The 12,152-nt window shown below is 42.4% G+C and carries 14 protein-coding genes; 7 read left to right on the top strand and 7 right to left on the bottom strand.

What is annotated here, in order from left to right:
* From DSZ37_RS14415 to DSZ37_RS14385, 7 genes are all read left to right on the top strand, one after another.
* On the top strand, positions 1-276 hold a 276-nt coding region (locus tag DSZ37_RS14415), incomplete at its 5' end, for a hypothetical protein (RefSeq protein WP_146198198.1).
* A complete protein-coding gene (locus DSZ37_RS14410) occupies positions 276-1,154 on the top strand; it encodes a hypothetical protein (protein ID WP_109727585.1) in 879 nt (292 codons plus the stop codon). The genes DSZ37_RS14415 and DSZ37_RS14410, both read left to right, overlap by 1 nt.
* Positions 1,155-1,346: 192 nt before the next feature.
* Entirely contained in the window at positions 1,347-1,736 is a 390-nt protein-coding gene (locus tag DSZ37_RS14405) for a sigma factor-like helix-turn-helix DNA-binding protein (protein WP_109727584.1), read from the top strand.
* 148 nt (positions 1,737-1,884) lie between these two features.
* Positions 1,885-3,021 carry an AAA family ATPase gene (locus DSZ37_RS14400; protein WP_109727583.1) on the top strand — a complete coding sequence of 379 codons (1,137 nt, stop codon included), beginning with the start codon at positions 1,885-1,887 and terminating at the stop codon, positions 3,019-3,021.
* A gap of 1 nt (position 3,022) precedes the next feature.
* Entirely contained in the window at positions 3,023-3,760 is a 738-nt protein-coding gene (locus DSZ37_RS14395; protein ID WP_109727582.1) for a DUF3226 domain-containing protein, read from the top strand.
* Positions 3,761-3,941: 181 nt separating this feature from the next.
* The gene (locus DSZ37_RS14390; RefSeq protein ID WP_109727581.1) at positions 3,942-4,427 is read left to right on the top strand and encodes an RNA polymerase sigma factor; all 486 of its coding nucleotides are present in this window, start codon (positions 3,942-3,944) and stop codon (positions 4,425-4,427) included.
* A gap of 4 nt (positions 4,428-4,431) precedes the next feature.
* Positions 4,432-5,214: a zf-HC2 domain-containing protein gene (locus tag DSZ37_RS14385; protein ID WP_109727580.1), complete on the top strand. Its 783-nt coding sequence runs from the start codon at positions 4,432-4,434 to the stop codon at positions 5,212-5,214.
* Positions 5,215-5,245: 31 nt separating this feature from the next.
* Here DSZ37_RS14385 and DSZ37_RS14380 read toward each other — a convergent pair whose 3' ends face one another.
* From DSZ37_RS14380 to DSZ37_RS14350, 7 genes are all read right to left on the bottom strand, one after another.
* The gene (locus DSZ37_RS14380) at positions 5,246-6,046 is read right to left on the bottom strand and encodes an RnfABCDGE type electron transport complex subunit B (RefSeq protein WP_109727579.1); all 801 of its coding nucleotides are present in this window, start codon (positions 6,044-6,046) and stop codon (positions 5,246-5,248) included.
* 12 nt (positions 6,047-6,058) lie between these two features.
* The gene (locus DSZ37_RS14375) at positions 6,059-6,637 is read right to left on the bottom strand and encodes an electron transport complex protein RnfA (protein WP_109727578.1); all 579 of its coding nucleotides are present in this window, start codon (positions 6,635-6,637) and stop codon (positions 6,059-6,061) included.
* Positions 6,634-7,308 carry an electron transport complex subunit RsxE gene (gene rsxE, locus DSZ37_RS14370; protein WP_109727577.1) on the bottom strand — a complete coding sequence of 225 codons (675 nt, stop codon included), beginning with the start codon at positions 7,306-7,308 and terminating at the stop codon, positions 6,634-6,636. Before rsxE ends, DSZ37_RS14375 begins: the two co-directional genes overlap by 4 nt.
* Entirely contained in the window at positions 7,301-7,828 is a 528-nt protein-coding gene (locus tag DSZ37_RS14365; RefSeq protein WP_109727576.1) for an FMN-binding protein, read from the bottom strand. The genes rsxE and DSZ37_RS14365 overlap by 8 nt, the downstream gene beginning before the upstream one ends.
* Positions 7,818-8,783, bottom strand: coding sequence for an RnfABCDGE type electron transport complex subunit D (locus DSZ37_RS14360; protein WP_109727575.1), 966 nt, complete (start codon positions 8,781-8,783; stop codon positions 7,818-7,820). The genes DSZ37_RS14365 and DSZ37_RS14360 overlap by 11 nt, the downstream gene beginning before the upstream one ends.
* 15 nt (positions 8,784-8,798) lie before the next feature.
* Complete coding sequence (rsxC, locus tag DSZ37_RS14355; protein WP_109727574.1) at positions 8,799-10,076, bottom strand: electron transport complex subunit RsxC; 1,278 nt, start codon at positions 10,074-10,076, stop codon at positions 8,799-8,801.
* Between the two features lie 208 nt (positions 10,077-10,284).
* Positions 10,285-11,892, bottom strand: a complete 1,608-nt coding sequence (locus DSZ37_RS14350) for a choice-of-anchor A family protein (protein ID WP_109727573.1) — start codon at positions 11,890-11,892, stop codon at positions 10,285-10,287.
* Between the last annotated feature and the right edge of the window lie 260 nt (positions 11,893-12,152).

Raw genomic sequence — 12,152 nt, 5'->3', positions numbered from 1 at the left:
ATAGCTGACATTGACGATGATAATAACCGCACTGACAGGAAACGGCTTATCCGTGACGGTGATTCGCCTGAGTTCATGCGGCTTATGGAGGCTTACCTCAATAAATCCGTGAATGTGTACTACCGTGATGCGGTTGCAGAGGAGTGCCAAAAGCTGATTGAAGCAGTAATGAAGCCTGATGAAGCAGTCAGGTACATAGTTGCTCTGGGCAAAAGAAAAGTGCTCTTCGACCTGCTGTATGACAGGATCGAAAAGCACGTCAGGAGGGAGAAATAATGCTGAACGAGATTGAAGAATTCAAGGCTTACACGGGCAAGCCTGTTTACAAGTGTAGCGGAAAACGTGACCTTTCCTTCCTCGGCCGTTTCAGCTTTGAAATGATGAAGGACTTCACAGGTCTGAGCCGTGTGCTGACTATAATTGCCCGCGGATATATGTTCAGAAATGGTGCTCCCGATGTGAACTTTGCACGGCGAGCTCTGTGTGCGTGGTGCAGTATTCCCGACAAAAAAACTGCCGCTCCGAAGGAGGAGTGGCAGTTCAGGACTGATTTCAGCAATCTGCATGAGGAATTCCCCGAATTGGTGGATAAGACGGGAAAAGGCTGGTTTTACAGACACGTTCACAAGGTCGAAAAGTTTATCACCAAGAACAGCGAAAATATGAGCAAGACCACTCTCTCCAACGCTGAGCCGCTGAAAACCGGTTTTGATGCTGCTTGGAGAGATAAGGTGAAGCAGTATCAGGTATCGCTCTACTCGCCCGAGACCAAAGGTGCGTGGGTGCTGCGGTTTGATGATGTATTGGCGGACGCTTTGGAGCTCGGACCGCTGGCGGATAAGACTTTTTCCTTCTCTGATGATGAAAAAGAGCGTATACAGGCGCTTCTGCCTGAAGGTCTGCCGTATGAAGTGGCAGAGACAGTCATCGCTTACTGCATCGTCAACAAGCCCGATGATTCGGACTATGTTATTCTGCCTGTTTCCAACTTTGATGCTTACTTCGGAAATACCAGTTTCAGTCACAAATGGCTCAATTTGTTCCCTGACACCTTACTTGAACGTGATAAGCAGAGCTTTGGGGTGTGTAGAGTAATGCTAATGTCAAATAACCATTATGTAACCCCAAGCAACAAGCAGAATCAAATTCGATAATAACATATCAGTATAAAGGAGATGTTTCATAGTAGAAGCATCTCCTTTATTGCTTTTTGGCTTATAATCGTCTATAATAAAGTAAATTATCATAAATCGAAAATCTTTTGAAAATCAATGCGAAAAATCAGGAGTTCGTGCGATTAATATATTGAAAGCATATATGCCACATCACAAGAAGGAGGAAATTAAATGGGGAACGATGCGGATCGCTACCGTCGTTACCTTGATGGTGATGACAATGGAATAGTAGAAATCATTGATATATACCATGAGGGCCTGACTTTGTACCTTAACAGTATTGTTGACAATATGGTGAGAGCGGAATATGACAAGCTGACCACAGAGCAGCAGCACATTCTCGGCTGCTACTTAGGGATATTTGGCTATGATAAGATGCCTGTTTCAGACATCGCCGATATGCTCATGGTTACAAGAAATGCTGTTGACAAGAAGATAAACAAGGCTCTTGAAAAGCTGTATGAGCACGTCTGGGACAGTGAAATTAAGTATTGGATAAATGCTTATTTCATTTGGCTTTGTTCAGATAAGTATATTTCATCAACAAATAGGAACAATTAAAATAAAAATGAAAATATACTTGCACTTTTAATATAAATATTGTATAATATAATAGTATTATTGTACTTGTCATTTTATCAGTTGTGTTATGATCTTTTATAATCTATTATTTTAACTTAAGAAGACTAAATATAACGGAGGAGTCGCAATGTTAGAAAGCATTAGAATTAAAGGCTTTAGAAAGTATAAAGATTTTAAAATAGATGGATTTGGACAGATTAATTTTATACTTGGAGATAACAATATTGGAAAAACCTCGATTTTAGAATCGATATATGCATGGGCCTGTGGACAAAATGTTATTCCACTTCTAAGCATACCTTTAGCAAGAGGCAGATATGCAAGTATAATGCAACCTTATTGGATTATGGAAGAAATAATGGCAACTGTAAATGATAGAAAAACTGTACCTTTGGAAATGTCTTTTGACGGTAAATACAATGATAAAAATGAATGTTTTGTACACACAATATACCCATCAGAATTATTAAGTGAGTATGATACTTCATACAAAAATTCATCTAATTTGGTAAGTGTTCATAACAACGGTGCATTTTCAACAGACGTTCCCCAAGTTTCACAAGGTGTTCCAAGTCTTTTTCAATTACAACAAACAACTATTGCAAAATGGAAAATATGCCATAATAATGATAAAGATAATGCCATTACTACAAATATAACACTTCCAATTGCGAATGTTCCAGTAGTTACGTCTTTTCATAATGCAAAATTCATTGATATCTTATCACATAGTGCAGTTTTGGAAAATGTTCAGATATATGCATCTTTAAAAAGAGAAAGATTGCTTGAAGAAGTGACTACAGAGATTAATAAAGTTTTTCCAGAAATAATTGGTTTTGATTTGATTCCATATCCAGATGGAACTCAATCACCAATTAGTGTAATTAAAGAGAGTGGAGTACTTCCCATGTATGCATATGGTGATGGCATCCAACGATGGTTCTATATTCTTGGTTGTTTATCGTTATACAAAAACTCTATAATTTGTATAGACGAAATCGATGCAGGTTTTCATCATTCCGCACAACAAGAGTTTTCATCAAATCTTGTAAAAAATGCAATCAAGAATAATGTACAATTATTTATTACAACTCACAATATTGAGTATTTGGATTGTTTTTTAAACGCATGCTATAATTCAAATGAAATAAACAATATAAAAGTAATAACAATAAAAGATTTTCATGATGGATTAAAAGTTAGAACTATGTCTGCCAATGAAGCTTTGAAAAGTCGTAATAATTTTAATCTGGAGTTGAGATAAAATGAGTTATAGTTTAATTCTTTGTGAAGGCGAAACTGACCAAGCATTGATAGGATGTTATATGGAAAAAGTATATAAATGGATATACGATAAAAAGTATTCTAACGATTCTAATAATCCATTTCCAAAAGAAAATATCAGTTGGTATAACGTCGATAGTAATAATATAAAAGGTATATGGCAAATTGGTGGGCATTCTTTTAGTGATGCAATAAAGGAAATAATTGAAAGAGAAAAACATGAACACGTTGTTGAAAGAATAGCTATAATTACAGATCATGACGATGTTGAAGATGCAGAAATAGAACGAATTAACGTGCTTAAAAAAGATATTTCCAGTTTTATCGGTAAAAAAAGCGAAGATATTATTCTTTCAAAGAACAAATGGGAAATAAATACGTTCCCTAATGACTTTTCCGAGTCAAAAATACAAATGTTGTATCTTTTAGTGCCTCTTGATGAAATAGGAGCCTTGGAAACGTTTATGATGGATGCAATTTCTGAACAAAATGAAGATAAACAATATGTTATTGAAAAATCAAAAGAATTTGTTAATAATTTCGAATCAGATACATATTTAACTAAACGCCGAGAAAAAATCAAAGCTGAATTAGGCATTTCTTTATCTGTCTTTAGTCCTGATAGAATTTTTACAACGATGAAAGAACTTATAGATTCTGTTGCTTGGGATGAGTTTTCTACATCTCACAAGCAGTTTGAATTATTAAAAGAATGCTAAATACTTTCACCAACGTAACCTCACCCTCAGGTCCATGTGAACGCAAGTTCATGCAGGTTCAACTCCTGTTATCCGCACTTCAGAAAGCTTCCCAAATCTGGGAAGCTTTTTTTGTAACGTTTTATACTCTCGGGGTACTATAATACAGAAGCTTCTGAATAAATGGTGAGGAGGGAGAGCGTTGAACAAAGAGATCGAAGAATACTATAATAATTACGGACAAAAAGTCTACGCATATCTTCTTAGTATCTGCCGTGAACCTGACACAGCTCAGGACCTTACTCAGGAGACTTTCTGTCAGGCGATCAAATCTCTCGGCCGTTTTAAGGGCGATTGCTCAGTATGTACCTGGCTTTGCCGGATAGCACAGTTTCTGTGGCTGAAAGAGATAAGAAGACGAAAGTATCATCCCTCATCTCATAAGGAAGCTGATCTCAACGAGCTTGATATCAGTGTCATTCCGCCTGACGACCTGATAGAAAGCTCTGACACAAAAATGTATGTCATACGCCAGATACACGAACTTCCCGAGCGTGAAAAGGAGATAATTCTTCTCAAAGCAACAGGCGCTCTCACCTTTGAAGAAATAGGACAGCTCTTCGGAAAGAGCGCAAGCTGGGCAAGAGTTACATACTATAGAGCCAAACAGAAACTGAGAAAGGAGTAATGACATGAGATGTGAAATAATCAGAGACCTTCTCCCCCTATACATTGATAATGCTTTATCCGATGTGAGCAAGGAAGAAGTTGCAAAGCACCTCAAAGGTTGCCAAAACTGTAACAGAATATATGAAGACATGAATGAAGGCGATATTAAAGTCGCTGATTACATCACAGAAATAGAGCCAATGAAGAAAGTTAAGCGTAAGTTACGCATAACAAAGGTATTATTCACTGCTTTTGTATCTGCTTTTATTCTTCTTACAATCGCGTATGAACTTTTGTGTGCTAATCCACTGCTTGTAAGCTCCGACAAGGTATCTTACAGCGTTTCCTCGTATACGACGGACTCCGTTTATAGCTATTTTGACGACGTCAATAACCGGCGGAAGGAGTTACTTGTGCCCAAAGATGCGGATTTCAAACTTGATACATTTGAAAATACAGTATATGTTGACGGTGAGAAGCTCCTTGACGACAGCGGAGCCCCTGTCCCCGCAACAGGCACTCTTTATCCCGGCGGCTATTTAAGGGTATCCATTTACGCCGATAACCCGCTCACAGCAATGAAAAGAGATATCGACCAGAGATATTCCGGAGATAAAGTCTCTGCAACATTAGGCTTCCGCCCCTGTCTTCCGTTCAGGCAGGATATCAATGAACTGTGCGAAGAAAACGGCATGGTCTGGAGCGCTCCCATTGCAAATATCGGAGAGGGCTCCACTCTGACAATACATTGCAGGGATAAAGATATTGTTCTTGATCTTTACAAGCTCTCAAAAGAAGCAGAATAAACGAAAGCCGCCTCGACAGGCGGCTTTTTCTTTATGATTTTACCTCACAGCTGTGGATGACCTTTGCAGGACAGGCTGCCATGCAGGCTCCGCAGTTTGTACACTTGCTGTAATCGATGGAAGCGTGGAAATTATTGACCATGATTGCTTCATTAGGACATTTCTTCTCGCATATCTTGCAGCCGATACAGCCGTTTTTGCACACAAGCTTTGTCGCCTTGCCGTTGTCTCCCGATGAGCAAAGCACATCTATATGCTTTGAAACAGGCTTGATAGAGATCAGCTGATTCGGACAGACAGCAGCACACTGTCCGCAAGCGCCGCAAAGCGCGGGTATGACCTTGGCTACTCCGTTTACTACCTTTATAGCGTCATGCTCGCATTCGTTCACACAGTCTCCAAGACCGATACAGCCGTATTTGCACATTCCATTTCCGCCGTAAAAGCGCTTTACAGCTTTACATGACTGTACTCCGTCAAAAAGGAATGCCTGAGAAGTTGCATTACAGTCTCCGCTGCAATGAACTATCGCTGTCATAGGAACGACTTCCGCAGCGGCAGTGCCAAGTATAGCTGCTATTTTTCCAGCCGCATCCGCGCCGCCGGGACGGCACAGATTAGTTGCAGCGCCTTTCTGGACAATTGCAGCAGCATAATCGGCACAGCCTGCAAATCCGCAGGCTCCACAGTTCGCCTGTGGAAGTGCTTCGCCTATTTTTTCTATCCTTTCATCCACTTCAACGTGAAAGACCTTTGCAGCAATGGTAAGAAGTACTCCTGCAAGTATTCCGCAGCCTCCGAGTATAAGTGCAGGGATAAGATATGTAGTCATTTCCCCACCTCCTTAGTTGAACAGTCCCGCAAAGCCCATAAAGCTTACGGAAACGATGGAAGCAGCTATGAGAGTCGCAGGGACCCCCTTGAATGTCTCGGGAATATCAGCATATTCAAGTTTTTTGCGTACACCTGAGAATATCACAAGTGCAAGCATGAAGCCGAGTCCGCCGCCGAGAGCATTAATAATTGACTGACCGAAGCTGAAACCGTTATCAATATTCAGTACAGTAACACCAAGAACCGCACAGTTTGTGGTTATAAGCGGCAGATACACGCCCAGTGAGCTGTACAGCGACGGAACACATTTCTTCAGAAAGTTCTCGACCAGCTGAACGAACAGCGCTATAACAAGAATAAATACTACCGTATCCAAGTATTCAAGTCCGTTGGGAACAAGAATACCGTGATGTATCGGATATGTAACGATAGTGGCACATATCATGACAAAGGTTACAGCGACTCCCATTCCGGCAGCACTGTCAAGCTTTTTTGAAACACCGAGGAACGGGCAGATTCCCATGAATTTTGAAAGAACAAAGTTATCTGTCAGCATCGCAGACAGAAGTATCACTATGATCGTCTTCACTGACAGTCACCTGCCTTTCCGCAGGCTTCCGCATTTGGACAGCCTTCACAGCTTATCTCCTTGGGAGGCTTTTTCTTAGAAAGCTTGTTTACTGCTGCGATTATCATTCCGAGAGTGAAAAATCCTCCCGCAGGCATAATGAACAGCAGCATGGGATCATCATGGATAACCGGTATAGTCAGTCCCATCCACTGCCCTGCACCGATTATCTCTCTTATGGAACCCATAAGGAACAGGGCTATTGTAAAGCCTATTCCCATGCCAATGGCATCAAGAGCTGATGCCACGACACCGTTCTTGCTTGCAAACATCTCGGCTCTGCCGAAGATTATACAGTTTACGGTGATAAGTGTAAGATAAATGCCGAGGCTGTCATAAAGGCTGGGCACGAATCCCTCCAGCAGAAAGCCTATCAGCGTTACAAAGCTTGCTATGATAACAATGAACGCGGGGATACGCACTTTATCGGGAATGACCTTTCTGAGTGCAGATATTACAATATTTGAGCCAAGAAGTACGAATGTTGTAGCAAGACCCATGCCTATGCCGTTCATAGCCTGAGTAGTCACGGCAAGTGTTGGGCACATACCCAGCAGCATTACAAGCGTCGGGTTTTCCTTGACAATGCCCTTTGTAAGCTCTTTTACAAGTGAATTCTTATTTTCAGCCACCGAGTATCGCCTCCTTGTTTTCGTTATATGCATTTAGTGCAGTATCGACTGCGTGCTTCATTCCTTTGGACGAAAAAGTTGCACCGCTTACTGCATCAAAGGACTCCGAGGGAGCTGTAAGTCCGTAGAATTGCTTACGAAAATCAGATTCATCTCTGACCTTGGAGCCGAGACCGGGTGTCTCGCCGAGAGAAACGAATTCTATGCCTGAAACAGCGCCCTGCTCATCTATGCCAACAAGGATATTTATACCATCCTTGGAATATCCGTCGGTACAGACCTGAACAACAGTCTTTTTATCGGGAGTAACGGCAATAGTCTCTACCTCGTCATACTTACACTTCAGATCAACGATACGGCACTCGGTCTTGCCGAAAAGCGCCTCAACACTGCTGCTGAACTTCTGATCCTTCTGCTCAGCGATACGATCCTTTGTAAGCTCATAGGCAAATACGAGTAAAAGCGATGCGATAACGCATATTACCGTGAGTACAAGAGTAGGCTTGACTTTATCCTTCATTTTTCTCAGCCTCCTTTGCACCAAGTATCTTAGTTCTTGTTAGCTGCTCTATATACGGAGTAAGAACATTCATAAGAAGAATCGAGAATGAAACGCCCTCGGGATATGAGCCGAAGTGCCTTATGATAAAGGTAATGATTCCGCATCCAAGACCAAATACTATCTTGCCCTTTGTGGTTATGGGAGTTGTGGCGTAGTCAGTAGCCATAAAAAATGCTCCGAGGAAGACTCCGCCTGCCAGTATCTGATAAAGTGGGTCCTCGCCGGATATCCAGCTGAGCAGGAATAAGATTCCGATAAACGAAACAGGTGCAGCAAGTGATATTATTTTTCTTGCAGCAAGGTAAAGTCCGCCGATAAGAAGCGCCAGCGCCGATACCTCTCCGAGGCAGCCTCCTGTCTTTCCGAGGAAAAGATCAAGATAGCTCGGAACGCTCTGACCTATCTCATTAAGCTTATCAGAAGTCATACCTTTCAGTACAAGAGGTGTTGCAGCTGATACGGCATCAACCTTCTCACCGAGAGGAAGAACCCAATGCGTCATAGCCGCAGGAAAGCTGACCATCAGCACAATACGGGCAGTAATGGCTGGATTTGCAAAATTCTGTCCCAATCCGCCGAAAAGCTGCTTTACGATGACAATAGCAACAAAAGAACCTATTACAGCCATCCAGTACGGCAGTGTCACAGGTAAATTCATTGCAAGAATCAGTCCTGTTACCACCGCAGAAAGGTCAGTGATAGTGTTGTCGCGCTTCATCAGCAGTCTGCATATGTATTCGAAGAATATACAGCTTCCGATACAGACCGCAGTCAGCGGTATAACGCGAAGCCCGAAGAAATATATCGCAGCTCCCCATGCAGGAAGAAGCGCGATTATAACGTTCAGCATTATTGTTGAAGTTTTAACATAGTTTTCGTCGTGTGGTGACGGCGAAACGATAAGCTTGTTCATTGTCTCTCCGCCTCCTTACTTTCTTGGTATGAGCGATTTTGCAAGCTGATTGGTCTCCGCCAGCTTCCTGTTGGCAGGACAGACGTATGTACAGCTTCCGCAGTTCATACACAGCAGCACTTTAAGCTGCTTCAGCTCCTCGATGTTGCGAATTTTGTACGCTCTGTCTATGTCTGCGGGCATCAGTCCCAGAGGACAGACCCTGACACATCTTCCGCAGCGTATACAGTTCGAGGTCCTGCGCTCATCATAATGGTTGATAGCAAGCAAAGCATTGGAGGTCTTGACAACGGGCATATCTATATCAGGTACGCTCATTCCCATCATAGGACCGCCTGCGATCAGCTTCTTTATAGAGTCGATATCCGCCTTGCAGAATTCCAGCAGCTCCCTGAATGATGTGCCTATGACAGCCTGAACGTTTTTTGGCTCACCGACAGCATTCCCGTCAATAGTAAGCCTGCGGGTAACAAGAGGCATACCTGTCTGCATATAGCGGTAGAGAAATGCGATAGTTGATACGTTTATAACGATAACTCCCGAGTCAGCAGGAAGCTCTCCTTCATTAACTATCCTGCCCGTGGAGTTATAGATAATGACCTTCTCGGCGCCCTGAGGATACGATGAAGGCAGAGTGATGATATCAATAGTATCATCATTCTCAGCCATAGCCGTGAAGTTCTTTATAGCCTCGGGTTTGTTTGCCTCAATAGCAAGCTTGGCTCTTTTGATACCCAGCTGAGTTTTAAGCATATTGATACCGTTTATGATATCCTCGGGATTTTCCATCATCTCGCGGTAATCCGCCGTTATATATGGCTCACATTCGGCGGCGTTGATGATAAGAGTATCTATCTCCGCCTTAGGATTGAGCTTTATATGTGTCGGGAAACCTGCACCTCCAAGTCCGCAGGCGCCGCTCTCGCGGACAGCTTTGATAAAGCTCTCCTTGTCAGTGACAACAGGAGGCTTGACCTCATCAGATACGGTCTGTGCGCCGTCGGTCTCTATCTCCACCATCTTACAGACTACGCCCATGGCGTTGCGATAGTCGGTTATGGCTGTTACCTTTCCCGAAACTCCTGAATGAACAGGAGCACTGAAAGCTGCGTCCGTATCCCCTATTTTCTGTCCGACTTTTACTTCATCGCCCACCTTGACCAAAGGCTGGCACGGTGCTCCCATAGTCATCGACATTGGTATCCTGACCTTGCCCGGCACAGGAAACACGACAGTAGAGCTGTTTTCCGTATTTTTACGGTGTTTCAGCTTTATACCGTTAAGTTTTTTCATATGATTCTCCTCAGTATCTATTCGGCAATAAGCCGTAAATAATTGTGCAAAAACTTAAAAGTCACGTCATATGGGCAAAAAGCCCATACAATAAATATTATATAATATTCTGTGAAAATATTCAAGAGGTTTTTACAAAAAATATACCGTATTGAGAAATAAAAATGTTACCAACAAATAAAAGGCACCCGAAGGTGCCTTTCAGTAATTATTTATTTCTTCGTTTCATTGAAACAACGAACACAGCTGCCGCCGCTCCGAGGACAGAGAGCGCGCCATAAGCGCTGCTATCACCTGTTTTAGGCGAATCGTTCTTGGACGTTGTCTTTGCGGCTGTCGTTGTCGACTTAGCCGAAGTTGTCGTATTCGTCAAAGTTGACGATGCCGAAGTGGTAGTCGAAGATGTTGATGTTGTGGTTGTAGTTGTTGACGTTGATGTAGTCGTAGTTGTGGTAGCAGTTGTGGTTGTTGTAGTCGAGGTTGTTGTTGTGGTTGTTGTGGTTGTCGTAGTTGTGGTAGTAGTTGTGGTTGTCGTGGTTGTCGTTGTTGTGGTCGTCGTTGTTGTGGTAGTCGTTGTTGTGGTAGTAGTTGTTGTGGTTGTTGTTGTCGTGGTTGTAGTCGTGGTAGTGGTTGTAGTGGTTGTAGTGGTTGTAGTGGTGGTTGTTGTCGTAGTCGTGGTAGTTGTTGTGGTTGTTGTAGTTGTGGTAGTCGTTGTTGTGGTAGTGGAAGTGCTTGTTGATGTGGTAGTGGTAGTTGAAGTCGTAGTAGTTGTTGATGTGGTGGTTGTAGTTGAAGTCGATGTAGTCGTCGTTGTATTTGTCACTTCGGTACTGCTCAACATCTTAGGATTAAACGCCGAGTAACCGAACTGTATTCCACCGTCAAAGGATTTCGCAATAGTAGCACCTGCGACGTGACCGCCTTCGTCACCGCTTCCGTCTGCATCTGGAGCAAGTGTCGAGCCTTGGATCGAACCCGTATACTTGAACTTCGTAGCATCCTTTAGATTATAGAGAACAGGCATATTCTCTCCCGAATCCCGGAGAAACTCACCCTTGTCGTTATATAATCTCAGGTTTGTAAGCGGAAGCTTCACATCGTCACCCGGAACATTAATAACAAGATAAGATCCTTCGGGAATATAGACATCCATCTGTATATATCCGTCATTGAAGGTCTTTGCCTGAGCTTCATCAAGATTTACTATATTAAGATTTTCATCGTTGCCAGTTATAGTCCAGCCTTTTTCATAGTAGCGGTCTACACCAAGGTTAGCATTTGGTTCAAGCTCCGTAAGATACTTGCTTCTCTCGCGAAGAAGCTCGAACTCCTTATCGAAATCAATAAGCTTACCAACATATATCTCGCACTGATTCTCATCGGCAAAATGCTTTATCTCTTCGCTGATAGTTCCTTCCGAGCCAACAACAAATCGCTTTTCATCCGGCTGAAAATTCTGAAGGGTATCGCCGCCGACAACTATCTGTGCAGCCTTTGTTCCCTCTTCGAGCTTGGCGCCAACGGAATACGATACTGGATCGCCCATATTGGCATTTCCGCCTGCTGCAAGTCTTCCTTCGCAGTCAGAACCGTGTGCTGAAAAGTCATCATGCAAAAAAACCGAGAATTGTGAAGCAGCGCCGAGAAAATACTCATTCTCATTGTCAATACCGAGCAGCTCTGCTCTGTTCTTATCTGTAACAGCCTGTGCCCCATTGTCATCAGGCTTGTTTCTGTGAGTCACGATAGGAACCGCTCCGACTATGCAAAGCGAAGTGAACACACTAAGAAAACGCCTGAATTTGATCTTATCCATGACAATTCCCCCTAAATATTTTATTTTTATTATTTTATCACAAATTTACAGATAATTCAATTTGCGATTTAAACAAAATTAACATTTTTGAACACAGACTAATTCACAAAAATATCATAAAAGCGAAGCATTATGATATTTTTGCCCGATTTGCATGGAGCTTATCAGCGCATCTGCAAGGGCTTTTAAATTAATTATAATGAACGTTTTACGTTCATTATATCATAAAAATAGCGCTTCTCATATTATGAGAAACGCTT

This window comes from Ruminococcus flavefaciens (assembly GCF_900116855.1).
Taxonomy (GTDB): Bacteria; Bacillota; Clostridia; order Oscillospirales; family Ruminococcaceae; genus Ruminococcus; species Ruminococcus flavefaciens_R.
Note: the sequence above shows the minus strand (reverse complement) of the source record. Positions and strands in the feature narration are given on the sequence as shown.

Excerpts from the sequence above, each read along its gene's own strand:
- DSZ37_RS14410 (WP_109727585.1), top strand. The coding sequence starts at position 276 with ATGCTGAACGAGATTGAAGAATTCAAGGCTTACACGGGCAAGCCTGTT.
- DSZ37_RS14405 (WP_109727584.1), top strand. The coding sequence starts at position 1,347 with ATGGGGAACGATGCGGATCGCTACCGTCGTTACCTTGATGGTGATGAC.
- DSZ37_RS14400 (WP_109727583.1), top strand. The coding sequence starts at position 1,885 with ATGTTAGAAAGCATTAGAATTAAAGGCTTTAGAAAGTATAAAGATTTT.
- DSZ37_RS14395 (WP_109727582.1), top strand. The coding sequence starts at position 3,023 with ATGAGTTATAGTTTAATTCTTTGTGAAGGCGAAACTGACCAAGCATTG.
- DSZ37_RS14385 (WP_109727580.1), top strand. The coding sequence starts at position 4,432 with ATGAGATGTGAAATAATCAGAGACCTTCTCCCCCTATACATTGATAAT.
- DSZ37_RS14380 (WP_109727579.1), bottom strand. The coding sequence starts at position 6,046 with ATGACTACATATCTTATCCCTGCACTTATACTCGGAGGCTGCGGAATA.
- DSZ37_RS14365 (WP_109727576.1), bottom strand. The coding sequence starts at position 7,828 with ATGAAGGATAAAGTCAAGCCTACTCTTGTACTCACGGTAATATGCGTT.
- DSZ37_RS14360 (WP_109727575.1), bottom strand. The coding sequence starts at position 8,783 with ATGAACAAGCTTATCGTTTCGCCGTCACCACACGACGAAAACTATGTT.
- rsxC (WP_109727574.1), bottom strand. The coding sequence starts at position 10,076 with ATGAAAAAACTTAACGGTATAAAGCTGAAACACCGTAAAAATACGGAA.
- DSZ37_RS14350 (WP_109727573.1), bottom strand. The coding sequence starts at position 11,892 with ATGGATAAGATCAAATTCAGGCGTTTTCTTAGTGTGTTCACTTCGCTT.